Genomic DNA, 23,004 nt, shown 5'->3' on the forward strand with positions numbered 1-23,004 from the left:
GCGTAAGTGCATGAATTGAATAGCGTGCTTTCACCCAACGGCATGCGGGCTTTTATCCTGGCGATCAACTCTGTCCCCTTTAATGTGTCTTCGAAGATCATGGCAACGGGTTCAGGACGGTGAATTGGCATTCCTCGACGGAGTCAGCTTCACAGTAGTCTTGCGCAGTCCAGTTCGGCCCCACTGCGCGGGGGCGATCGGGGAAATGCTTGGCCAGTCTCAAAAACGCAAGCGGCTCTGGCCCCACATAGTCACAGGCCACGAAATGATATTCAGGGCGAGTCGGGCTTTGCGCGACGGTAAGGATAGCGGCCGATTCAAATACCAGACCCTTGAGGTAATGTTCTTGGGCTTGAGGGTTCTCGCCACTCCACCCCCCGCCGGGTGAAATAGCGTAATAGCTATAGCCTTCTTGCTGTTTGACTTGCTCGATGCTCCTCACGCCTGGGCACATGCCGATAGCATTAGGTAAGTGGGTTCCGGTTGTGCAGGCGATAAGGCTGGCCAGTAATAAAGGGACCCATGTGGCCTTCAGGCCGGTGCCAAGGGGCAGTGAGTGGGCAAGGGTGCGCATGGTTCGGATCTCCATTGAGTAGTCTTCACTCTGGAGGGCGAGGAGCGTGGCGGGTACTGTGATTTATGACAGTTTTATAGACGGGTTCGGAATAAGGGACGGGCCTGCCTCAAACAGGCCCATCCCTTGTGTCATTTAAGGAAGCACCTTAACAATTGCATCAAACGCAACCATGTCATCAATCACCTCACCCCCAGTCGGCTGGGTCTGCGCCTGCCACACCACAATCACCACATTTTTGGTCGGGTGGATGTAGAGGCGGTCGTTATTGCGGAAGGTGGTCACCGCCAGTTCGGGGCTGAGTTTGCCGTCGTAGATGGCCTGCACGTCTCCAATCGGTTCCTGGGCATGCGGGTGGGGTGGGGCGGGGTGGCGCAGGCGGACAGCCACAGTGCGAGTGTTGAAGCGCACATCATGACGCTAAAAGGGGGGCGCGTCAGGCGCGGCGATCTTGCAATATTGCCCTTTGAAATACAGCAATGGCTGCGTCGCCGCTGCCTCTTGCAGGTTCAGTGCTTTCACTTCGCCAATCACGATCAGGTGATCACCGGCGACGTGTTCGGCGTGAATGTCGCAATCCAGCCAATGCAGGCTGCCGTCGATGATCGGGTTGCCCAGCGGTGATGCCTGCCAGTCGACGTCATGCCACTTGTCAGTGCCACGCCGCGCGAACTGGTTGGAGATCCTGACCTGCTCACCCGAGAGGATATTGACGGCGAATCGACCGGCCTGGCGGATTTTGGGATAACTGGCGGAGTTGGACATGACGCTAAAGGACACCAGCGGTGGGTTCATCGACACGCTGTAGAACGACTGGCATGTGAAACCAATCGGCTCACCCTCGATGTGCGACGTAATCACCGTGATGCCGGAGGCGTAGTGCCCGAGCGCTTCGCGAAAGCTCAATGGCTCGATGGCCAGGCTGGGACGTGGCATGGTGGGCACTAGTTCGACAGTTCTCGGCGGATGATGTCTGCGCCGGCACTCAACGCCTTCAGCTTGCCTCTCGCAACCTGACGGGGCAGGGGCGCCATGCCGCAGTTTGTGCACGGGTATAGCTTGTCGGCATCCACGAACTGCAGGGCTTTGCGCAGGGTATTGGCGACTTCCTCGGGTGTCTCGATGGCATGGTTGGCCACGTCGATGGCACCGACCATCACTTTTTTACCGCGAATGAGTTCGATGAGCTCCATGGGCACATGGGAGTTGTGGCACTCCAGCGAGACGATATCGATGCTGGATTTTTGCAGCTTGGGAAACGCCTCTTCGTATTGGCGCCACTCTGATCCGAGTGTCTTTTTCCAATCGGTGTTGGCCTTGATGCCATAGCCGTAGCAGATATGTACCGCGGTTTCACATTTAAGGCCTTCAATTGCGCGTTCCAGGGTGGCAACGCCCCAGTCATTCACCTCATCAAAGAACACGTTAAAGGCTGGCTCGTCGAACTGGATGATATCGACGCCCGCCGCTTCCAGTTCCCTGGCCTCTTCATTGAGGATCTTGGCGAATTCCCAGGCCAGTTTTTCGCGACTTTTGTAGTGGTTGTCGTACAGCGTATCGATCATGGTCATGGGGCCTGGCAGCGCCCATTTGATGGGTTGCGTGGTTTGCTGGCGCAGGAACTTGGCGTCTTCGACAAACACTGGCTTTTGACGCGTGACCGCACCCACCACCGTTGGCACGCTCGCGTCATAACGGTCACGGATTCTGACGGTTTCGCGCTTCTCGAAATCAACGCCGCCGAGGTGCTCGATAAAGGTGGTGACGAAGTGTTGGCGCGTTTGTTCACCATCGCTGACGATATCGATGCCGGCGTTTTGCTGTTCTTGCAGTGACAAACGCAGGGCGTCTTGTTTGCCCTCGACCAATTCGAGTTCTTGCAGTTTCCAGGGTGACCAGAGCGTCTCGGGTTGCGCCAGCCAGGACGGTTTAGGCAAGCTGCCGGCGGTTGAAGTAGGCAATAACTTTTTCATTACGGGTGACCTTGTCTTTTAAATGAATCAACGCGCGTGGTTGGCAGACCATTGCTCCAGCACCGACTGGTAGGGCTTGATGAAGTTTTCTTCAACAAACTTGCCCTGTTCAATGGCCAGTCGGCTGCGCTCTTCGCGGTCATAAACAATCCGCGTCAGTGAATAGTCCTGGTGTTGCAGGCTGGGTTGAAAGGATTTGCCGGCTGCAGAGTTGGCGTTGTAGATCTCCGGGCGGTAAATCTTCTGGAAGGTGTCCATGGTGCTGATGGTGCTGATCAGCTCAAGCGGGGTGTAGTCGCTGAGCAAATCGCCGGAAAAATAAAAAGCCAGGGGCGCAACGCTATTGGCAGGCATGAAATAGCGGACCTTCAGCCCCATCTTGTTGAAGTATTCATCCGTCAGGGAATATTCATCTTGCTGATATTCAACGCCCAGTACAGGGTGCAGGTTTTCGGTGCGATGGTAGGTCTTGGCACTCGACACACTCAGGCAGATGACAGGCGGCTTGGTGAAGTGCTCTTTGTAAGTGCTTGAATTAACGAAGCTCTTGAACAACTTCCCGTGCAACTCGCCGAAGTCAGCGGGTGTGCTGAAGTGGGGTTGGTCCTTGTTGTGCTCCAGCAAGCGCACGCTGAAGTCGTAGTCGCGTACGTAAGAGGAAAAGTTATTGCCGACAATGCCTGCCACGCGTTCGTTGGTTTTTCGATCGACAATGTTGGTTTTCAATATTTCAATCAAAGGAATGGCATGGCCGCTGCTTTGTGTATCCATGTCCATTTCCACGGAAATGATTTCAAGCTCGACCGTGTAGCGATCGCCTTTGGGGTTATCCCAAGGGGCCAAGGCATTGAAGCGGTTGTCAATCATCCTTAACGTGTTGCGCAAGTTTTCTTGACGGCTCGCGCCCCTCGCCAAGTTGGCAAAGTTGGTCGTGATGCGCGTATTTTCGGCGGGGTGGTAGTGCTCGTCGAAACGAACGCTCTTGACCGTAAATGCAAATTCTTTGTTCATTGTGATGCCACACCCTGATTGCCGCGATAGCACCTGAACGTATTCAGGTGCGTGTTCAGCGGTCTATAACTTGTCTTGAAGTAGGGTGCATTCTAGGCAGGCAACAACATGAGCAAAACTGAATTGATTTCACCGCAGCGTTAGCGCTCCTCATGATGGGGTGTAGGCCCGTTGCGCGGCGAGCGCCAAAACCAGCCCCTTTGTGTGCAATCCGGTCTACCATGCCTCCCCGGCAGTGGTTCCACGCGCTACCGATTTCTCTCTCGCAAGGTATCGCCCATGTCCATCGACCAAATCAGCCTGCCGAAAGGCGTCGGCCCTCACGCCACCAAGCTTCTCGACGCCATCACCGGCGCGTCCACCCACGAAGAACTCAACCGTGCGGGCGGGAAGGCAGAGGGTTTTGTCCTCGGGCTGGAAGCCAGCAAAGCCATCAAGAGCCAGATCGCCGAGTCGCTGTATGTGGCCTACGACGACGCAGCGAGTCATCGGGCGGGCGAGCTGAAGGGCTAGGCAGTCTTTTTGGGGAGGATGATCCGGCCGCAGGCTCATGGCTCAGCGGCTCACAGCTGATACAGCGCCCGAATCTCCTCCACCGCGCGCTCGCCGATCACCACGCACGGCGCCATGGTGTTGCCGCTGGTCACGTGCGGCATGATCGAGGCGTCGGCAATTCGCAGGCCCTGCACGCCGTAGACTTGCAGGCGGCTGTTAACCACTGACATCGAATCCCGGCCCATTTTGGCGGTACCGCATTGGTGCCAATAAGTCACGGCGGCATTGCGGGCGTAGTGTGCCAATGCCTGCGAGTCGAGCTTGCCCGGCAGGCATTCACCTTTGACCAGGCCCTTGAACGCGGGCTGTGCACCCAATTCCTGGACGAAGCGCAGGTTGTCCAGGGCGCAACGCAGGTCGTCTGGGTGCGCGAGGGTGTTGGGTTGGATGATCGGCGCGTCGTCCACGCGTGGGCCGGACAACGTCACGAGGCCACGGCTCTGCGGGTGGGCCAGGCCGGCAAACATGGTCCAGCCGTGGGCGGGGACGCCGAGGTGGGCGTTTTCGGCACTGGGCACCGGGAATTCAAGCTGGCAGTGGAACATGTCCGGCAGGCGCAGGGCGCTGTCGCTGCTCCAGTACAGCGTGGCTTCGGAGCCGCCGTAGCCCACGGGTTGGGGCGTGGCGTATTCGAAGATGGCGGCGAAGGACACGTGGTCCTGATGGTTCGCCCCGACACCGGGCAGGTGCTGGCGAAGCGCGATGCCGTGGCGCCGCAATTCCTGCTCAGGCCCGATGCCAGACTGCATCAGCACTTTGGGCGTGTTGATTGCGCCAAGGGACAGGATCACTTCGTGGCCGGCCTGGTAGCGCTGGGTCTGCCCGTCGCGCAACGCTTCAACGCCCACCACCCGCTGGCCGTCGAACAGCAGCCGGCTCACCAGCGTGTCGGTCAGCACGGTGAGGTTGGGCCGTGGTCGCACATAGGCGCGATAAATGGAGTGGCGTTTGCCGTCCTTGATGATCAAGTCGTTGATGGCCGCGCCGCCACGACCTTCCATCATGAGGCCGTTGGGGCTTTCAAAGGTCGGGATGTCCATCGCGCGGGCGGCGTCGAGCAGGGCGTGGGCGATGGGCTGGGCCCCCGACGCCGGTTGAATGTGAACCGGGCCGTCAGTGCCGCGTCGGGTTGGGTCGCTGGTGCCTTGGTAGTGTTCGATGCGCTGGTACAGCTTGAGCACGGAGGCGTAATTCCAGGCCGGGTCGCCGCTTTCTGTGGCGAAGTCTTCCCAGTCGTTTTTGTGCCCTCGCGCCCACAGCATCACATTGATGCTCGATCCGCCACCCAGGCCCCGGCCCATGCTCAGCGGGAGCTGTCGGTGGTTGATGTGCGGGTTGGCGGCCGCGGTGAAGTTCCAGTCGCGGTCAGTGCCCAGGTTCAGCGGCCAGTGGCCGGGCTGTTCGATGTCGGGGTGGTCGTCAGTGCCACCGGCTTCGATCAGCAGCACACGAACGTCGGGGTTTTCCGCCAGTCGGCCGGCGACCACAGAGCCGGATGCGCCGGCGCCACATACAATGAAGTCAAAATTATCGCTGGACATGAATCCGTTTCCATCCACTTGATGCAATTAAGTCAGGCACTTACTTTTTCGTGCGTTCTTGATAAGTGCCTGGCCCGTTGTGAGAATGCCGGTCGTTACTGGCTTTGCTGCACGGCCTGGATGATCACCTTGGCCACGTCGGCCGGGCGCGATTGTTGAGGCACATGGCTGGCCGGGATCTCAGTGACCTGTGCGCCGATTTTCTTGGCGAAGGCGCGCTGCAGGTCGGGCTGGATCATGCGGTCGTCACGGGCCACCACGTACCACGACGGCTTGCCTTTCCAGGCGGCGACGCTGGTTTTGTCGTCAAAGGCCGAGGCGCGGATCGGGCCTTGGGTCGCGGCCATCACGGCGGTCTGCTCAGGTGACAGGTCCTGGGCGAAGCCGGTGGCCATGCCTTGCGCGGTCATGTAGAGAAAGCCGTTTTTATCAGCTGTAATGTCTTTGACGCCGGTCGGGGCGGGGTAGTCTTTGCCCAGGTCTTTGCTGGCTTGGCCTGCATCCGGTGCGAAGGCGGCGACGTAGACCAGGCTGCGCACTTTCTTGTCAGTGCCGGCCTCGCTGATCACGGTGCCGCCCCAGGAATGCCCGACCAGTACGACGTTGCCGTCCTGGTTGTTGAGCACGCGTTGGGTAGCGGCGACGTCGTCGGCCAGGGAGGTCAGCGGGTTTTGCACCACGGTCACCTTGATACCTTGGGTTTGCAGCAGCGGCACCACCTTGGCCCAGTCGGAACCGTCGGCAAAGGCACCGTGCACGATCACCACCGAGGGTTGGGCGGCGAAGCTGGCGCTGGCGAAAAGCGAAGTGGTCATGGCGAGTGCGAGGGCGATTGCTTTGGGCTTGAACATGGCGGTGTCTCCGGTTGGGGGTGACGCCAGTGTCGGCATTGCGGGGGCGCGCGGGTATCGGTCGTTTATCCGAGGCCGGCCAAATAATCTGAGCGGAGAGGCGTATGGACGACACTGACTGCATTGAGATGGACGGCGCGATCCTGGCGTTGTCCATGGTCGGCGACTTGAGCATGGGCCAGCCGTTCGGCCAGTCGCGCCGCACGGCACGCCTGGTGCAGCTGCTGGGCCAGGCCTGCCACGGCGACGGCGAGCACATCGACATCGGCCGCCAGGTGGCGCTGCTGCGCTGGTCGGGGTGCACGGCCAATGCGGACGGTTTTACCGCGTTGCTCGGCGACGACGTGCAGGGCCGCAACGCGATGCTCAGCCAGACCCTCGACGCGGCGGGCGTGCGCGCTGTGGGCCAGGCGACGGGGTTGGCGCAGGTGCATTGCGAGGTGTCCGGCGACATCGCGCGCACCTTGGGGCTTAATGCCGGCGTTGAGCGCGGCCTGCGCAATGTGTTCGAGCAGTTCGACGGCGGCGGCAGACCCTTTGGCCTGCGCCATCCACAGGTGCCGGAAGTGGTCTATTGGGTGGTGCTGGCGGGCGACCTGGAGATTCTGTCGCGGGTGCACGGCCTTGAGATGGCGTTGCAATGGATCGCAGGCCAGCGTGATCAACGCTATCCGGGTGCACTGATCGCCGAGCTGTCGCGGCACGCCGAGGACTGGCTGGAGCAACTGCGTTCAGTACCGGAGGGGTTGGCTTGCGCGCGCACCGAGCTACGTGAGGTGCCGTTGACCCTGGTGGGCGACGTGATCGACCTCAAGTTGCCCTGGCTCGCCGGGTATTCGCGGCGTTCGGCCGAATTGGTGCGCGTGGCGGCGGGCCTGTGTGGCCTGTCGCACACCACTACCAATCACCTGAGCCAGGCGGCATTGATTCACGGTATCGGCCGGGCGGCGGTGCCCAATCGCATCTGGAACAGCCCCAGTGCGCTGCTGGACGACGACCTCGAGCAGGCCCGTTTGGTGCCCTACTGGACGTCCCGCGTGTGCGGCCAGATTCCCGCGCTCGCGGTGCCGGGGCAATTGGCAGCCCACGCCTATGAGCGGCTGGACGGCAGTGGGTACTTCCGCAGCCTCAGCGGCGATGCACTGACGGACGAGCACCGCTTGCTCACCGCCACACTGGCCTGGGAGGCCTTGCGCAGCGAGCGTCCGTGGCGGCCGGCGTTCAGCGAGGAAGGGGCTGAACGCGTGCTGTTGGATGAGGCGCAGCAGGGGCGCTTTGACCCCCGCGCGTGCCAGGCGGTGATCGCTGCGGCGCGGGGCGAGCTGTCGGTCAAAGGCTGCAAGGCCAGCAATGGCCCGCTGACCGAGCGCGAAACCGAGATTTTGCAGCGCATCAGTAAAGGTGGCAGCAACAAGGAAGTGGCGCGCCAACTAGGCATTAGCCCGAGCACCGTGCGCACCCACGTGGAAAGCGTGTTTCGCAAATTGGAGTGCACAACGCGTGCGGCCGCCACGCTGAAGGCACTGACGCTGGGTTTGATTTAGGCGTGTCGGTCACGAAATCCTCTTCTCGGTCGTGTAGGCTGGTGACACCTCAAGGAGTGCCCATGACATTGACCGTCGAAACCCTGATCAACCTGGCCATGGCCAACCCCATCAACGCCGAAATCACCGCGCGCCTGCCTGACTTGGAGGTGGACCAGTGTTTTCTCACGGCGGGCTGCCTGTTCCAGGCGGTGTGGAATCATCAGTCGAATCTGCCTGCAGCCCAGGGCGTTAAGGACTACGACGTCTTCTACTTTGATACCGACCTGTCCTACGAGGCCGAGGACAGGGTGATCCGCAGGGCCGAGGGGTTGTTTCAGGACCTGGGCGTGAATGTGGAAGTGAAGAACCAAGCGCGGGTTCATCTCTGGTACGCCGAGCGGTTTGGTCGGCCTTATCCGCCGTTGCACTCGGCCAAACAAGGGATTGATCGTTACTTGGTGGCGGGTACGTGCATTGGGTTGGAGATTGCCACGGGTGAACTGTACGCGCCGTATGGGCTGAAGGATGTGGCGCAGGGCGTGCTGCGCATCAACCCGGTGCATCGAGAACCTGAGTTGTTCGCGCAAAAGGCCCGCAGTTATCAAGCGCGCTGGCCTTGGTTGAGAATTGTGGGAGCTGTCGAGCTTTAGCGAGGCTGCGAACGCGGTGTATCAGTCAACGAAAATGTTGGCAGTGCCACCGCCTTCGCAGCCTCGCCGGGGCTCGACAGCTCCCACATTTGATCTGGGGTGTGGCTGATATTTGCACAGACGGCTGAAACTCCACCAGGTACGCGGCTCCCTATGGGAGCTGTCGAGCTTTAGCGAGGCTGCGAAAGCGGTGTATCAGTCAACGAAAATGTTGGCAGTGCCGCCGCCTTCGCAGCCTCGCCGGGGCTCGACAGCTCCCACATTAGATCTGGGGCGTGGCTGACATTTGCACAGATGGCTGAAACTCCGCCAGGTACGCGGACCCCTGTGGGAGCTGTCGAGCTTTAGCGAGGCTGCGAAAGCGGTGTATCAGTCAACGAAAATTCTGGCAGTGCCGCCGCCATCGCAGCCTCGCTGGGGCTCGACAGCTCCCACATTAGATCTGGGGTGTGGCTGACATTTGCACAGATGGCTGAAACTCCGCCAGGTACGCGGACCCCTGTGGGAGCTGTCGAGCTTTAGCGAGGCTGCGAAAGCGGTGTATCAGTCAACAAAAGTACTGGCAGTGCCACCGCCTTCGCAGCCTCGCCGGGGCTCGACAGCTCCCACATTTGATCTGGGGTGTGGCTGACATTTACACAGATGGCTGAAACTCCACCAGGTACGCGGACCCCTGTGGGAGCTGTCGAGCTTTAGCGAGGCTGCGAAAGCGGTGTATCAGTCAACAAAAGTACTGGCAGTGCCACCGCCTTCGCAGCCTCGCCGGGGCTCGACAGCTCCCACATTTGATCTGGGGTGTGGCTGACATTTACACAGACGGCTGAAACTCCACCAGGTACGCGGCTCCCTGTGGGAGCTGTCGAGCTTTAGCGAGGCAGCGAAAGCGGTGTACCAGTCAACAAAAATACTGGCAGTGCCACCGCCTCGCAGTCAGCTTTACATTGAAACCGCAGTGAACTTTTACCCGCGTCCTGCACGTCCAAGCTTGAAATGCCCAGCCAAGGACCGACTATGACCTTCTTCATCTTCCTGCTCGCCTGCGCCGCTGCCGCCAGCACCGGCATTATTTTCAAGCCGGGTGCCTGGTACGAATCCCTGGTTAAACCCAGCTTCACCCCGCCCAATTGGTTGTTCCCGGTGGCGTGGACGATTATCTACTTGCTGCTGGCTTGGGCCGGTTATCGTCTCAGCCTTATCCCCGGCAGCCAAATGGTGCTGGCCTTGTGGGCGGCGCAGATTGCGTTGAACACCCTGTGGACGCCGGTGTTCTTCGGTGCCCATCGCATCCTCGCCGCGATGGTGATTATCACGGTGCTGTGGGTCACGGTGGCGGCGATGGTGGTGTTGGCGGTGCGTCTGGATCTGATCACTGGCTTGATTCTGTTCCCTTACCTGGCGTGGCTGTGCGTGGCGGCGGCGCTGAACTTTTCGATCCTGCGCAATAACCGCTGATGGCCGTTAAACCCTGGCCCGCCAGTGAGCCCGAACTGGCCGAGATGCGCCGATTCAACCAGAAACTCGCCTGGTTGCCGCGCTTCAAGATCCGCAATCGCGTCACGCCGCGTTTGATCCAGGCGCTGTTGCGGGTCAGTCAGAAGATCAAGCAAGCCCCTGTGGCTGAAACCCATTACGTCGATTCAGTCCCCGTGCGCATCCTGCGCCCCAGCGGCAAGCCTAAAGGTGTGGTGCTGGATATCCACGGCGGCGGCTGGGTGATCGGCAATGCGCAGATGGATGACGACCTGAACCTGGGGATGGTCAATGCCTGCGACGTGACGGTGGTGTCGGTGGATTATCGGCTGGCGGTCGACACGCCGGTCGAAGGGCTGATGGACGACTGCCTGGCGGCCGCGCGTTGGTTGCTCACCGCCGAGGAATTCGCTGGCCTGCCGGTGTTCGTCGTCGGTGAATCGGCCGGTGGGCACCTGGCAGCGGCCACCTTGCTCGCGCTGAAGCAATGGCCAGCGCTGCTCCAGCGGGTGAGCGGGGCGGTGTTGTATTACGGCGTCTACGACTTGACCGGCACACCCAGCGTGCGCGCGGCGGGGCCGGACACGCTGTTGCTGGACGGGCCGGGCATGGTCGAGGCGCTGCGCATGCTCACGCCGGGGTTGAGTGATGACGAGCGACGGCAGCCGCCGCTTTCACCCTTGTATGGCGACTTCGAGGGTCTGCCACCGGCGTTGATGTTTGTGGGAGAGCTGGACCCTTTGAAGGATGACACACTGTTGATTGCTAAGCGCTGGCCAGGGGCTGAAGCGTACCTGTTGCCGGAGGCGGCGCATGGGTTTATTCATTTTCCGGTGGTGATGGGGAAGGAAGTGCTTGCCTGTTGCCGTGAGTGGATAAGCCAGCGAGTGAGCGGGGAAGTACTCAACCTTACATCGTCCAAGTAATCTTGCGCCTTCCAATAAAGCGCCAAGGAAAATACGTGCCTGTGAATGCACTGAGCCTACGCCCAGCGATTGTCACTGACCTACCGTCAATCTACCGAGGGGAGTTGGCCTACATCCAACAGTGGGAGCCTACTCACGAAGCCGGTTGGCGCTCGCATGTGGAGCACAACCTCGCGCTGTGGGTCGACAACTTTGAGCGGTTGACGGTCGCGATGCTGGACGGTCAGTTCGTGGGTTACTCGTTATGGAAACCCGAGGATAGTTTCGCTGAGCTTTACACGATCAATGTCTGCGAAGCTCATCGGCGCAAAGGGGTTGGGCAGGCGTTGCTGGACGCTTACGTTGTTGCGGCGCAGGGGAGTGACTGCACCCACCTGAGTTTGAGCGTGCGCCCCGACAACCCAGCCCGACTGATGTATGAACGTGCAGGGTTTATCAGCGTGGGGACAGGCTCCCATGGCTACCTTCGCTATGAGCGCGCAAATGGAAAGGGAACTTAAAACTTGATCATCCGGTCAGGTAAATCAGTTGCTCCTCTCCAAACAAGGACTTCCTCCATGCACGAATACACCCTCAACTACCTGTTCAACGACGAACCCCGCACCCATGTGTTCGAACTCAAGCAACCCCAGCTACCCGTGCATGAAGCAGCGTTGCATTTGCTGCAGCTGCATTTTGGCGATGCCGAGAATGGCTTGATCCTGCCCCCCGCGGATGCGAGCCCGGATGAAATACTGGAGCAGGCGCAGGTGGTGGGGATTACGCAGATCGCCGTTGCATGAGTTCAAGCCCGATCATTCAGGCGGTCACGGCGGCGGATATCCCTGAGGCATTGAGATTCGTGCTGCAAGCCCGTGCCGAGCTTTTCCCCACGCTCAGTGCGACGGGGATGCCGGCAGACTTGGCGCGGTTCGAGGCGATCTATTTGCAGGGCGATGGGCAATTTCTGCTTGCCCGCGATGAGGGCCAGATAGTCGCTGCGATTGGCTACCTACCCTATGACCGACGTTTTCCGCAGTTGGATTACCAAGGCCACAAGACCGTCGAGGTGGTGCGTCTGTTTGTGCTGCCGGCGTTTCGCCGCTGTGGTTTGGCGCGCGAGTTGTACCGTGCGCTGGAGGCGATGGCGCGGACGGAGGGGGTGGAGGTGATGTACCTGCATACCCATCCGTTTTTACCGGGGGCGATTGATTTCTGGATTCGGCAGGGGTTTGCGGTGGTGGATGTGGAGGCTGACCCGGTGTGGCAGACCACGCATATGCAGCGTTTCCTGTAGATCTTCGTGGCAAGCCCGCTCGCCACAATTAGATCGGGCGCAACCGCAATATCTGCGCCCCGTCGAACGGGTCGGTGAGGTAATGCGCCTGCACCCCAAAGGTTTCCTGTAACCGCTGCGGTGTGAGGACCTCCAGTGGTTTGCCCAGTGCCACCAACCGCCCGTGATCCAACATCGCCAGTCGATCACAGGTCAACGCCTGATTGAGGTCATGCAGGGCAATCAGGGTGGTGACGGGCAAGCCTTGCGCACCCTTCAAGATCCCCAACTGATGCTGGATATCCAAATGATTGGTCGGCTCATCCAACAACAGAATCTGCGGCCGTTGCGCCAACGCACGGGCGATGTGCACCCGTTGGCGTTCACCGCCCGAGAGGCTGCGCCAGGCGCGTTGGCTCAGGTGGATGGCGTCGACGTCATGCAAGGCCTGGTTCACGATGGCGTCGTCGTCGCTGGACCACGGGCTCAGCGCCGACAGCCACGGCGTACGGCCCAGCGCCACGGCGTCGAACACGCGGATGGCGTCGTCGGTGTCGGCCTGCTGCTCCACCACGGCCAGTTGTTGTGCGATGGCGCGGCGCGATAGCGTGCCCAGGCGCTGGCCGCCCAGCAACACGTCGCCAGACGCCGGCGTGCGCAGGCCGGCGAGCAGCTTGAGCAAAGTGGACTTGCCGGAGCCATTCGGCCCGACAATTCCCAGGGTTTCACCCAGATGAACGTCCAAGTGAATATCGCGCAGCAACTCGACCTCGCGTACTTTGAAGCCTAACCCCGTGCAGCTCAGTACCGTCATCGCGCATTCCTCCGGCCGATCAGGATCAGCGCGAACACCGGCGCGCCGACCAGCGCAGTGACCACGCCGACCGGAATCACCTGGCCCTTGATCAAGGTGCGTGAAAGCACGTCCGCCGCAATCAAAAACAGCGCACCGCCCAACGCACTCGCCGGCAGCAGGCGTGAATGCCCGGTGCCGAGCAGCAAGCGCACGGCGTGGGGAATCACCAGCCCGACAAAGCCGATGGAGCCGACAATCGACACCATCACCGCCGTCACCAGGGCCGCGCAGCCCACCAGCACAAATTGCACGCGACGCACCGGGATACCAAGGGACGCCGCCGAGTCGCTGCCGAAGGTGAACGCATCCAGCGCCCGCCGGTGCCACAGGCACACGGCCAACCCAGCGACCGCTACCGGCACCGCCAGCCACACCGAGGGCCAGCGCACGCCGCTGAGGTTGCCCAGCAGCCAGAACATGATGCCGCGCGCCTGTTCGGAACTGGCCGACTTGGTGATCAGAAACGCGGTGAGTGCATTGAACAGCTGCGAGCCGGCAATGCCGGCGAGGATGATCTGGCCGGTGCCACTGGCCGAACCACTGGCACGCGCCAATAGGATCACCAGCGCAAATGCCGCCATCGCGCCGACGAATGCGCCGGCCGATAACGAAATCAAGCCACCGCCCACGCCCATCAACGCCACCAACACCGCGCCAGTCGAAGCGCCAGCGCTGATGCCCAGCAAGTACGGATCGGCCAGCGGGTTGCGCAACAGCGATTGCAGGATCACCCCGCAGGTGGCCAGCCCCGCACCGCACGCGGCTGCGACCAGGGCACGGGTGAGGCGGTAATTCCACACCACGCCTTCGTCGATGGGGTCGAGCACGTAGCCGGCCGCCCACAGTTTGTTGGCGAGTACCTGGAGCACCACGTGCGGCGAGATGGCGGTTTCACCGATGGCCACGCCGGCCAGTACGGCGGCCAGGAGCAGGGCCAGGGCGAGTAGGGTGCGCATCATTTCGGCAGGTCGTAGCCGTCGATGGCCGTGGCCAGTTGTTCAAGACCGTCGAACATGCGGATGCTGGCCTGCAATGCCAGGGCGTCGAGGATGATGATACGGTTGTTTTTCACCGCATCCATGTTGCGCGTCACCGGGTCGCTGCGCAAAAACGCCAGTTTCTTTTCATGGTCGTCGGCGGGGTAGCGGCGGCGGTCCATGCGCGCGATCACCAGGAAGGTCGGGTTGGCCTTGGCAATGGTTTCCCAGCCGACGGCGGGCCACTCTTCATCGGACTGCACCACGTTGGACAGGCCGAGGGTTTGCAGCATGAATTCGGGAATGCCTTTATGGCCGGCCACGTACGGGTCGCTGGCCATCTCCGAACTGGAGAACCACACCAGCGCGCTGGCCTGCTTGAGGCCTTTGCCTTGCACGGTGGCGACGGACCTGGCCAGGCGTGCCTTGAGCTCATCGTTCAACTGCTGGCCGCGATCCTGAACGTCGAAAATCTGCGCCAGTTGGCTGATGCTCTTATAGATAGTCTCGATACGGAACGGCTCCAGCCGCGTGCCGTCGGCGCCCACCAGGTTGTCCTTGCCTTCACAGTCGGAGGGCAGCAGGTAGGTGGGGATCTTCAGTTCATGGAATTGCTCGCGGGTGCCGACCACGCCTTGCGGCCCGACCACCCATTCCAGCTCTGCGGCCACCAGTTGCGGGCGCTTGGCGATCACGGCTTCGAAGCTCGGCTCGTTGTTGGCCAGGCGCTCGATGCGGTCGTTCTGCGTTTTGTATTGCGGCAACACACTGTTGAACCACAGCGAGGTGCCGACCACTTTGTCGCCCACGCCCAAGGCATACAGCATCTCGGTGGCGGCTTGGCCGATGGTCACACTACGGGCGGGGGCTTGTTGGAAGCTGAGGCTGCTGCCGCAGTTTTCCACGGTCAGCGGGTAGTGGGTGGGCGCGGCGTGGGCCAGGGCACAGCAGCCAATGCCGGTGAGCAGGGCGGTAACGCGTGGCAGCATGGGGCTATCTCCGAATGAACCGTACGTGGAACTGGGGAGGTACGGTTCGGAAACACACCCTCGAGCGCTGTGGTAGAGACAGGCAAGAATGTCCTTCCCGGACACCCCGCCGGTTAGTGATTGAGCATGAGCCGGCAGGTCTCCTGACTGATGCGTCGTCGCCACGCTCCGGCCTTCCCGGACAAGGTCCAGTGGCATCGAGGAGCAGGCTCAGCACCTACAGTTGCGGGGGCAGTTCCGATTGGCGCGCAGGTACCGCGCTTCGAATTCCCTATTAGTCCCGTTTGGGAACCGGCGCGGTATGGTAGTCGATCGCGAGGTTGAACGGGAGGCCGAAAAGCCAGTGGTAGCTCTTTGACGGTGGGGCTCCTATGATGCGCAGCCAATGGATCGCTTTATCACAAGGAATACACAGTGAAATCTTTCATCGCGCTCGTCCTCGTCGCCACGCTCGCCGGTTGTGCCACCCAGGGTAAATCTGAAAAGCAGATTTTTGACGAGGCCACCACCGCTTATGTCAAATCGATGCCGGCCGGGTCGGAACAGCTCCGTTTGCACACGACGAGCATCCCCAAGAGCGGTATGTTCGGCGATACCTTGGCGATTTCCATGGCCGGTGAGCAGAACGCTGCGCAACTGCGGGAAGAGCTGCTCAATGCCAAGCGCTTGGGCGATGGGTTCTTTTTGATCATCGGTGCCAGTACGCCGGTTGATGTTGCCGTGATTGGCAAGGCGGTTGAAGGGCAGGATTTGAAGGGCATGCAGATTTATTACTCGGGCACCGATGCGCAGAAGGATAAAGTGCGTACGGCGGTTGAGAAGACCCAGGCGCAGTTTCATTACATCAATGCGCAATGAGGGTCGGCCAACGGGCGCAGGTATCTACACCACGCTGGGTACGGCGCTGGCGGCTTGACGGCCGGGCGCAACCTTACTGTTAACCGCCGCGATCCAGAGTGTGGGAGCTGACTTGCTCGCGAAGGCGGCCTAACTGCCGACCACACTCTAACTGCCACCCCACGATCCAAATGTGGGAGCTGGCTTGCCTGCGAAGACGGCCTGACAGCCGACCTGGGTGTTGGATCTGATCGGGTACATATCCGTTATTTGGGTGAAGGCTGGTATTGGTTCCGCCCTTACGGCGGCTCACTTTTGAAAAGCGCAAAAGTAAGCAAAACGCTCTTGCCCCAACACTCGGCACCTCGCCTAGGCTCGGTGTGCCCGTAATCCGACAGGTATTTGGGGGGCCGCCGCCACGCGCCATCCATGGCGCGGGGCGGCTAAACCGGCATCCCTGCCGGTTTACCCCCCAAATCCCTGTCGAATTCCGGCCAGCGTGTTTGACGGGGCGCCTGAGATCAAAAGCAGGATCAAGAGCAAGAGCAAGAGCAAGAGCAAGAGCAAGAGCAAGAGCAAGAGCAAGAGCAAGAGCAAGAGCAAGAGCAAGAGCAAGAGCAAGAGCAAGAGCAAGAGCAAGAGCAAGAGCAAGAGCAAGAGCAAGAGCAAGAGCAAGAGCAAGAGCAAGAGCAAGAGCAAGAGCAAGAGCAAGAGCAAGAGCAAGAGCAAGAGCAAGAGCAAGAGCAAGAGCAAGAGCAAGAGCAAGAGCAAGAGCAAGAGCGGCTCGCTTCGCATCGTGGTTGGTGTTGGGTGTGACGCCGTTCAACATGTGAAGCCTCGGTCAGAGACGAATGTCCTCTGGACCTTGTATCAGCGCTTCAATGCGCGTGCCGGTGGCGCGCTCTTCGTTGCTGAAGCCGTCGTAGTCGGCCAGGTTGGCGAAGCGGATGCCGGTCAGGCGTTCTATCTGGATCACGCTGCGCTGGTAGGTCCTGAGTTGGCCGAACATCAGGTCGAGTTGGCCCAGTTCGCGGCTCTGATCGATCATGTAGGCACTGGCCGAAGGCTTGCCGTCATCGCTGAGGTAGGCGACGACTTTCCAGAATGCCTTGGGGATCTGCACGCCTCGGTACACACGGTCGTCGTCGGCGAACACCGGGCCGCTGAACACGGTGGCCCGGGCTTTCCAGCGTTGGGTGTTGTCGAGGATGTAGTCTTCGAGCTCCAGCCAGGTCTTCTGGTTGAACCCGCTCATCTGCGGCGAACAGTTGGTGAAATGGAAGGTGTCGAGGTTGGCGGTTTGCGCCGTGTCGCCCCAGTTGGGGTCTTGACGGCGGACCAGGTGGCCGCGGTCCAGGCCATTGCTGGCATAGAGCGCTTCGCCCACCTGTGCGTCCGTGGGCAAGCGGCCGTCATAGGCCCAGGTGTCGTTGCTGCGGATGATGTCTACGTGCTGGCCGCCGTCGATGTTGACGCCCACGTACAGTGCGAGGCGCTTCGCGCGTGACATCGTGATTGAGAAGTGCGTGTAGTCCAGGCGCTTCTGCGTATCAGCCGCCAAGGCCTCCTCGACCGTGGGCCAGGGCACCGCGAAGCTGCCGAGAAAGTCGTCAGCGTAACCGCGCCGGTCCTTCAAGTCTTTGGCCGGTGTGACACGGGGTGTCGCCGCTCGCGCCGCCAGTAACGTGGGGCTCGGTGCGATCAATGGGCGCAGGTCGGCGAGCCGGGGACGGTACGAAAGATCGATTTTGGTTTTACGTGCGGGCATCGGTAAGTCCTCCTTGGATAAACACGACTGCAACATACGTTAATGACAATTGATGATGCGCGTTAGCCCCCTGGGTCTATCCTGAATCGATTACTCGGACGTTGTCACATGCCAAATGGAGCCAGCCAATGTGTGTTCGTCAGCAGCATCGCAATCCGATTTTCTGCCTCATCCCGCCCTATATGCTCGACCAGATCGCGCGCAACGGCGACAAGGCGCAACGGGAGGTCGCGCTGCGCACCCGCGCCAAGGACAGCACGTTCCGCTCTTTGCGTATGGTCGCCGTACCGGCCCAAGGCCCGGCGCGCATGGCCCTGGCCATGGGCGCCGGCAAGCGTCGCTCGATCTACAGCGCCGCAGGTACCGATAGCCTGCCCGGCACGCTGATCCGTGGCGAAGGGCAGCCTGCCAGCGGTGATGCGGCGGTGGACGAGGCCTATGATGGCTTGGGCGCCACCTTCGATTTTTTCGACGAGGTCTTTGACCGCAACTCCATCGACGATGCCGGCATGGCATTGGACGCCACCGTGCATTTTGGCCAGAACTACAACAACGCGTTCTGGAACTCGACCCAGATGGTGTTCGGGGATGGAGACGCGCAGTTGTTCAACCGCTTCACGGTGGCCCTCGACGTGATTGGCCATGAGTTGGCCCATGGCGTCACCGAAGACGAGGCCAAGCTGATGTATTTCAACCAGTCCGGGGCGTTGAACGAGTCGCTGTCGGACGTGTTCGGTTCGCTGATCAAGCAATACGCGTTGAAGCAAAGCGCGGAAGACGCCGATTGGCTGATCGGCAAAGGGCTGTTCACCAAGAAGATCAAAGGCACCGCCCTACGTTCAATGAAAGCCCCCGGCACCGCGTTTGACGACAAACTGCTGGGCAAGGACCCGCAGCCCGGGCACATGGATGATTTTGTGCAAACCTACGAGGATAACGGCGGGGTGCATATCAATTCCGGCATTCCCAACCATGCGTTCTACCAGGTGGCGACAGCGCTGGGCGGGTTTGCCTGGGAGCGCGCCGGGCGCATCTGGTATGACGCGCTGCGCGATGCGCGGCTGCGGCCCAACTCCGGCTTCCTGCGCTTTGCGCGTATCACTTACGATGTTGCGGGCCGACTCTACGGCGCAAACAAGGATGAACAGAAAGCGGTCAAGGACGGTTGGAAGGCGGTCGGCATTGCTGTCTGACGCGAGGAACAACCATGCAAATTTCAATCAAGGAAAATGGCGGGCCTGGGTTCTTTCCGGGCCTGGCCAAGCCACAGACGGTGGAACTGGACGCGCTGCCGGAGCAGGACCAGCAGGAGTTGCGGCGGCTTGTCGAGGCCTGCGACTTCTTTCAATTGCCGCAAAGCAATGCACCTGCCACCGGTAATCCGGGCCAGGTGCATTACACCCTGACGGTGAAGGAGGCTCAGCGCGAGCACACGGTCTGCGTGCTGGCGCCGGTGAAGTCGCAGGCGCTGGACGGGCTGGTGCAGTGTGTGCGTCGGCATGTGCGCTGCTGATGTTCAGGTGGCAGCTTTAACCCTGCCTGCCAGGCACGCGCCCAGGCTGTAGAGCAACCCGCCCGCGACCACAAACAGCGCCAGCATGTAGAACATGGCGTGGGCGGGCTGTGTCGCCAGCACCATCCCGCACAGCACCGGCCCTAGGGCTGCGCCGACGTTGCCGAGGTTTTGCGCGCCGTAGTACATGCCCCGCAGAGGCTCGGGCGCGATGATGTCGATGAACATGTACTCGGCAGGGAACACGATGATCTCTCCCAAGGTGAAGATCGCCATGGACAGCACCCAGCACATCAGTGAGGTGGACAAGCCGAACCCCGCCAGCCCGGCGATAAACATGCCCAGCCCACCAGCAAGCCACAGGTGCAGGTGTTGATGGGTGATGCGCTTGCCGATCATGTATTGCAGGCTGATCACCATCAGCGCGTTGGTGGCCACCACGCTGCTGATAATCCGGTACGCCGCCTCGGCCGTGGTGGTGACGACCAGGTATTGCGAGAGGTAAGCGGTGAACTGGCCAAACACCACTGCGCTGAGCATCCCGCCCAAGGTAAAGCACACCAAGCGGTAGTCCCGCAGCAGTCGTTTGCCGACCGCCAGGAACGCCGCGCCATGCTGGCTGGCAGGGGGCGGCACCCAGTGCCTGTCGCCCCACACGCAATACACCGTAAAGAACCCGGCCCCAAGTACCGCCGACGCCAGGAAGGGCAGGCTGATAGCGAGCGTGGCCAGCCCTGCACCGAGAAAGGGGCCGACGGCATAGCCGATATTGGTCAGGGTGTATTTGATCGAAAACGCTTCGCTGCGCGCATCAACGGGCAGTAGCCGGCCAAATCCGGATTTGACCGCAATGTCGATCACGGCATACGCCAGGTTGATCGCGACCAGGCAGGTGAAGAACACCCACAGTTCTCCCGCGATAAACGCGCCCAGAAAGCCCACGGTGAAAACTGCGCAACAGCCCAGGAGCAAACGATAACCGGGCAGGCTGTCCACCAGGTAACCGCCATACAGGCTCATCACGGAGCCGATGATCAGCGAGCTGCCGATCACCAGGCCGATGTCGGCCACGCCCAAGCCGAACTCGCCCGACAGGTAGATCACCAGGTAGGGCAAGGTGATCGCCCTGGCGAGCGTCAACACCAGTGACGCACCTAGCAGCAGGTTGACGGTCAGGGGGTAGTTTTTCAGCGTGGTCAGCATCCGGGCCTCAGTGTCAGCGTTTGTCGGGCATAGCTTACTGTTGAGTTGAATTCTGATTTAGGATGCTTTTTACCAAGTTGCCTGAACTGAATTCACGAATACAGGACGTCCATGTTTTCTTCCGAACGCTTGAAAGGTATCGATGTGTTTGTGTGTGTCGCAGACTACGGCAGCTTTACCGCCGCTGCCGAGAAGATGAACCTGACGGCGTCGGCCATCAGTAAAAGCATCGCGCGGCTGGAAAAACGCCTGGGCGCTCGGCTGTTCCTGCGCACGACACGGCGCTTGTCCCTCACCGAGGCCGGCGTGGCGTTTTACCGTACCTGCACGGGCGTGCTGGCTGACCTGGAGGACGCCGAGCTGTCGCTGCGCGCCGAGCAAAGTGAACCGCGCGGACGTGTGCGCATTGACCTGCCCAGTGTGTTCGGGCGCGTCCGCGTGTTGCCGATGCTGCTGCCTTTGCTGCAGGCATTTCCGTCCTTGGTGCCGCACATTTCCTTCAGTGACGGGTTAGTGGATCCATTCAAAGAGGGCGTGGATGTGGTGGTGCGCATCGGTGGTGCGGATGTCTGGCCGGAAACGGTGGAGCAGCGTGTGCTTGCGCGTGAATGGCACACCCTGTGCGCCTCGCCGGCCTATTTGGCGAACCATGGCGTGCCGACATCCGAACAGGCACTTGAGCAGCATCAGTGCATCGCCTACGGCTGGGTGGACGGACGCATCAGCCCCTGGGACTTTGCCTGTGAACCGGGCACTCCGCGGCGTTGGCAGATGTCGCCGCACCTGGTGATCGGCAATGGCGATGGCTTGATGCAGGCTGCGTTGGCCGGTTGTGGGATCGTGCAACTGCCGTCGTGGGTGGTCCGGCCATCGCTGGAGGAGGGCAAGCTGGTTGAGGTGTTGCCGCAGTTGGCCACTGAAGGGGCTGCGATCAGGCTGGCCTGGGTCAAGAATCGCCAGGCGTTGCCCAAGGTCAGTGTGGTACTGGAAGCCTTGGCGGCGGGGCTGAGTGGTTGATAGCCACGACCCGTGCCCGCGCCGCCGAAGCGTCTTACTTGCGATCCAGCCACACCGTCTGTGCGTTGCAGAACTCCCGCACGCCGAAGTGCGACAACTCACGCCCGAAACCGCTCTTCTTGATCCCGCCAAACGCCACCCGAGGGTCGGAGACGCTGAAGGCATTGACGAAGATGCCGCCGGTTTCCAGCTGGTTGGCGATATCGCGCGCCTTTGCCGGGTCGGTGGTGAAAATGCTGGCGGTGAGGCCGAACTCGCTGTCATTCGCCAGGGCCACGGCGTGGTCGGCGTCGCGGGCGGTGATGATCGAGGCGACGGGCCCGAACAGTTCCTGTTTGAACGAGGTCATCTGGTCGGTGACGTTGGCCAGCACGGTCGGCGCATAGTAGTTGCCGGCGCCGGGTACTTTGTTGCCGCCGAGCAGCAGGGTGGCACCTTCTTCCAGGGTGGCCTGGACCTGGCCGTGCAGCTCGTCGCGCAGGTCGAAGCGGGCCATCGGGCCGATGTAGGTGGCGGCTGACGTCGGGTCGCCCATCACCATCGCACGGCTGGCCTCCAGGAATTTAGCGGTGAAGGCTTCGACCACACCCGCTTCGATGATCAGGCGTTTGGCGGCGGCGCAGACCTGGCCGCTGTTCTGGAAGCGGCCGATCAGCGCGGCTTGCACGGCGGCGTCGAGGTCGGCGTCGTTGAGCACGATGAAGGGATCGGAGCCGCCCAGTTCCAGCACGCATTTTTTCAGCGCGGCGCCGGCCTGGGAGCCGATGGCGATACCGGCACGTACGCTGCCGGTGAGGGTGACGGCGGCGATGCGTGGGTCGGCGATGGCTTTGGATACGCCGTCGTTGGTGACGTTGACCACTTCAAACAGGCCCTCGGCGAACCCGGCTTTGTGGAAGGCCTGCTGGATCAGGTACGCGCTGCCCATGACGTTCGGTGCGTGTTTGAGCACATAGGTGTTGCCGGCCAGCATGGTCGGCACGGCGCCGCGCAGTACTTGCCACACCGGGAAATTCCACGGCATCACCGCGAAGATCGGGCCCAGCGGGCGGTACTCGATCTGGGCGCTGCCGTTGTCCACCAGCGTCGGTTCCGGGGCGAGCATGGCCGGGCCGTGGGCGGCGTACCATTCGCTGAGCTGTGCGCATTTTTCGATTTCGGCACGGGCCTGGGCGATGGGTTTGCCCATTTCCAGGGTGATCATCTGCGCCATGTCTTCGGCTTGCTCACGCAGGGCACTGGCCAGGCTCAGCAGCAACTCGGCGCGCTGGCTCACCGGCTGGCGGCGCCAGGCGCGGAAGGCGCGAGTGGCACGGTCGAGGGCGGCGTCCAGTTGCTGCTCGGTGTCGTAGGGATAGCTGCCGACCGTTTCGCCGTTGGCGGGGTTGATCGAGAGAGCGTGGGTGGTCGCGTTCATGGCACCGTCCTGCTGAATGATTAAGTTGGGTTCAGCGTACGGGGCTGGCTCTTTTCTGGAAACTGAATAATATTAAGCAATACATTCACGATTGG

General features: G+C 61.1%; 25 protein-coding genes and 1 riboswitch. Of the genes, 12 read left to right on the top strand and 13 right to left on the bottom strand.

Annotated elements, in window-relative coordinates; translation table 11 throughout:
• Positions 1–97 precede the first annotated feature (97 nt).
• The 5 genes from CWC48_RS20315 to CWC48_RS20335 form a co-directional block, all read right to left on the bottom strand.
• The gene (locus CWC48_RS20315) at positions 98–574 is read right to left on the bottom strand and encodes a DUF3757 domain-containing protein (RefSeq protein WP_100490155.1); all 477 of its coding nucleotides are present in this window, start codon (positions 572–574) and stop codon (positions 98–100) included.
• Between the two features lie 135 nt (positions 575–709).
• On the bottom strand, positions 710–901 hold the full coding sequence (locus CWC48_RS30575) for a hypothetical protein (RefSeq protein ID WP_256581728.1): 192 nt from the start codon (positions 899–901) through the stop codon (positions 710–712).
• Positions 902–994: 93 nt separating this feature from the next.
• Complete coding sequence (locus CWC48_RS20325) at positions 995–1,510, bottom strand: flavin reductase family protein (RefSeq protein WP_100490157.1); 516 nt, start codon at positions 1,508–1,510, stop codon at positions 995–997.
• Positions 1,511–1,518: 8 nt separating this feature from the next.
• A complete protein-coding gene (locus CWC48_RS20330; RefSeq protein WP_100490158.1) occupies positions 1,519–2,547 on the bottom strand; it encodes a methionine synthase in 1,029 nt (342 codons plus the stop codon).
• A 27-nt stretch (positions 2,548–2,574) separates the two neighbouring features.
• Positions 2,575–3,558 (bottom strand): DUF1852 domain-containing protein, encoded by a 984-nt coding sequence (locus CWC48_RS20335; protein WP_100490159.1) that lies wholly within the window; start codon positions 3,556–3,558, stop codon positions 2,575–2,577.
• Positions 3,559–3,837: 279 nt separating this feature from the next.
• Here CWC48_RS20335 and CWC48_RS20340 point away from each other — a divergent pair, with 279 nt between their 5' ends.
• The gene (locus CWC48_RS20340) at positions 3,838–4,071 is read left to right on the top strand and encodes a hypothetical protein (protein ID WP_100490160.1); all 234 of its coding nucleotides are present in this window, start codon (positions 3,838–3,840) and stop codon (positions 4,069–4,071) included.
• 50 nt (positions 4,072–4,121) lie between these two features.
• Here CWC48_RS20340 and CWC48_RS20345 read toward each other — a convergent pair whose 3' ends face one another.
• Together CWC48_RS20345 and CWC48_RS20350 are read right to left on the bottom strand one after the other, a co-directional pair.
• Positions 4,122–5,654, bottom strand: coding sequence for a GMC family oxidoreductase (locus tag CWC48_RS20345; RefSeq protein WP_099493017.1), 1,533 nt, complete (start codon positions 5,652–5,654; stop codon positions 4,122–4,124).
• Between the two features lie 95 nt (positions 5,655–5,749).
• A complete protein-coding gene (locus tag CWC48_RS20350) occupies positions 5,750–6,505 on the bottom strand; it encodes an alpha/beta hydrolase (RefSeq protein ID WP_078049450.1) in 756 nt (251 codons plus the stop codon).
• 104 nt (positions 6,506–6,609) lie between these two features.
• On the opposite strand from CWC48_RS20350, the gene CWC48_RS20355 reads away from it, so the two are divergent.
• The 7 genes from CWC48_RS20355 to CWC48_RS20385 all read left to right on the top strand — a co-directional run bounded on the left by CWC48_RS20355 (position 6,610) and on the right by CWC48_RS20385 (position 12,353).
• Complete coding sequence (locus tag CWC48_RS20355; RefSeq protein WP_078049449.1) at positions 6,610–8,049, top strand: HD domain-containing phosphohydrolase; 1,440 nt, start codon at positions 6,610–6,612, stop codon at positions 8,047–8,049.
• 62 nt (positions 8,050–8,111) lie between these two features.
• Positions 8,112–8,681 carry a nucleotidyltransferase family protein gene (locus CWC48_RS20360; protein ID WP_099493018.1) on the top strand — a complete coding sequence of 190 codons (570 nt, stop codon included), beginning with the start codon at positions 8,112–8,114 and terminating at the stop codon, positions 8,679–8,681.
• A 1,011-nt stretch (positions 8,682–9,692) separates the two neighbouring features.
• Positions 9,693–10,133: a TspO/MBR family protein gene (locus tag CWC48_RS20365; protein ID WP_078049447.1), complete on the top strand. Its 441-nt coding sequence runs from the start codon at positions 9,693–9,695 to the stop codon at positions 10,131–10,133.
• On the top strand, positions 10,133–11,077 hold the full coding sequence (locus CWC48_RS20370) for an alpha/beta hydrolase (protein ID WP_100490161.1): 945 nt from the start codon (positions 10,133–10,135) through the stop codon (positions 11,075–11,077). The genes CWC48_RS20365 and CWC48_RS20370 overlap by 1 nt, the downstream gene beginning before the upstream one ends.
• A gap of 104 nt (positions 11,078–11,181) precedes the next feature.
• The gene (locus tag CWC48_RS20375) at positions 11,182–11,577 is read left to right on the top strand and encodes a GNAT family N-acetyltransferase (RefSeq protein WP_256581729.1); all 396 of its coding nucleotides are present in this window, start codon (positions 11,182–11,184) and stop codon (positions 11,575–11,577) included.
• A gap of 57 nt (positions 11,578–11,634) precedes the next feature.
• On the top strand, positions 11,635–11,859 hold the full coding sequence (locus CWC48_RS20380; RefSeq protein ID WP_078049445.1) for a hypothetical protein: 225 nt from the start codon (positions 11,635–11,637) through the stop codon (positions 11,857–11,859).
• Positions 11,856–12,353 carry a GNAT family N-acetyltransferase gene (locus CWC48_RS20385; RefSeq protein ID WP_099493022.1) on the top strand — a complete coding sequence of 166 codons (498 nt, stop codon included), beginning with the start codon at positions 11,856–11,858 and terminating at the stop codon, positions 12,351–12,353. The genes CWC48_RS20380 and CWC48_RS20385 overlap by 4 nt, the downstream gene beginning before the upstream one ends.
• A gap of 28 nt (positions 12,354–12,381) precedes the next feature.
• On the opposite strand, the gene CWC48_RS20390 is transcribed toward CWC48_RS20385, so the two are convergent.
• From CWC48_RS20390 to CWC48_RS20400, 3 genes are read right to left on the bottom strand one after another with little or no spacing between them, the layout of a single operon-like run.
• Positions 12,382–13,146: an ABC transporter ATP-binding protein gene (locus CWC48_RS20390; protein WP_100490164.1), complete on the bottom strand. Its 765-nt coding sequence runs from the start codon at positions 13,144–13,146 to the stop codon at positions 12,382–12,384.
• The gene (locus CWC48_RS20395) at positions 13,143–14,147 is read right to left on the bottom strand and encodes an iron ABC transporter permease (protein WP_100490166.1); all 1,005 of its coding nucleotides are present in this window, start codon (positions 14,145–14,147) and stop codon (positions 13,143–13,145) included. Before CWC48_RS20395 ends, CWC48_RS20390 begins: the two co-directional genes overlap by 4 nt.
• Positions 14,144–15,154, bottom strand: coding sequence for an ABC transporter substrate-binding protein (locus CWC48_RS20400; protein WP_100490168.1), 1,011 nt, complete (start codon positions 15,152–15,154; stop codon positions 14,144–14,146). The genes CWC48_RS20395 and CWC48_RS20400 overlap by 4 nt, the downstream gene beginning before the upstream one ends.
• Positions 15,155–15,269: 115 nt before the next feature.
• A riboswitch (cobalamin riboswitch) is annotated at positions 15,270–15,465 on the bottom strand.
• A gap of 103 nt (positions 15,466–15,568) precedes the next feature.
• Here CWC48_RS20400 and CWC48_RS20405 point away from each other — a divergent pair.
• Positions 15,569–16,012: a hypothetical protein gene (locus CWC48_RS20405; protein ID WP_100490169.1), complete on the top strand. Its 444-nt coding sequence runs from the start codon at positions 15,569–15,571 to the stop codon at positions 16,010–16,012.
• A gap of 820 nt (positions 16,013–16,832) precedes the next feature.
• Here CWC48_RS20405 and CWC48_RS20415 read toward each other — a convergent pair.
• Positions 16,833–17,759 carry a DNA/RNA non-specific endonuclease gene (locus CWC48_RS20415; protein WP_100490171.1) on the bottom strand — a complete coding sequence of 309 codons (927 nt, stop codon included), beginning with the start codon at positions 17,757–17,759 and terminating at the stop codon, positions 16,833–16,835.
• A 128-nt stretch (positions 17,760–17,887) separates the two neighbouring features.
• Between CWC48_RS20415 and CWC48_RS20420 the strand changes: the two genes are divergently transcribed.
• Together CWC48_RS20420 and CWC48_RS20425 are read left to right on the top strand one after the other, a co-directional pair.
• Entirely contained in the window at positions 17,888–18,952 is a 1,065-nt protein-coding gene (locus CWC48_RS20420) for a M4 family metallopeptidase (RefSeq protein ID WP_078049439.1), read from the top strand.
• Positions 18,953–18,966: 14 nt separating this feature from the next.
• The gene (locus CWC48_RS20425; protein WP_100490172.1) at positions 18,967–19,272 is read left to right on the top strand and encodes a protealysin inhibitor emfourin; all 306 of its coding nucleotides are present in this window, start codon (positions 18,967–18,969) and stop codon (positions 19,270–19,272) included.
• A gap of 3 nt (positions 19,273–19,275) precedes the next feature.
• Here the strand turns inward: CWC48_RS20425 and CWC48_RS20430 are convergent, their stop codons facing one another.
• On the bottom strand, positions 19,276–20,475 hold the full coding sequence (locus CWC48_RS20430) for an MFS transporter (RefSeq protein WP_100490173.1): 1,200 nt from the start codon (positions 20,473–20,475) through the stop codon (positions 19,276–19,278).
• Positions 20,476–20,586: 111 nt separating this feature from the next.
• Between CWC48_RS20430 and CWC48_RS20435 the strand changes: the two genes are divergently transcribed.
• Positions 20,587–21,492, top strand: coding sequence for a LysR family transcriptional regulator (locus CWC48_RS20435; RefSeq protein WP_099493372.1), 906 nt, complete (start codon positions 20,587–20,589; stop codon positions 21,490–21,492).
• 34 nt (positions 21,493–21,526) lie between these two features.
• Here CWC48_RS20435 and CWC48_RS20440 read toward each other — a convergent pair whose 3' ends face one another.
• Positions 21,527–22,909: an aldehyde dehydrogenase family protein gene (locus CWC48_RS20440; protein ID WP_100490174.1), complete on the bottom strand. Its 1,383-nt coding sequence runs from the start codon at positions 22,907–22,909 to the stop codon at positions 21,527–21,529.
• Positions 22,910–23,004: the final 95 nt, after the last annotated feature.

It is taken from the genome of Pseudomonas sp. S10E 269, assembly GCF_002798465.1.
GTDB lineage: Bacteria > Pseudomonadota > Gammaproteobacteria > Pseudomonadales > Pseudomonadaceae > Aquipseudomonas > Aquipseudomonas pergaminensis.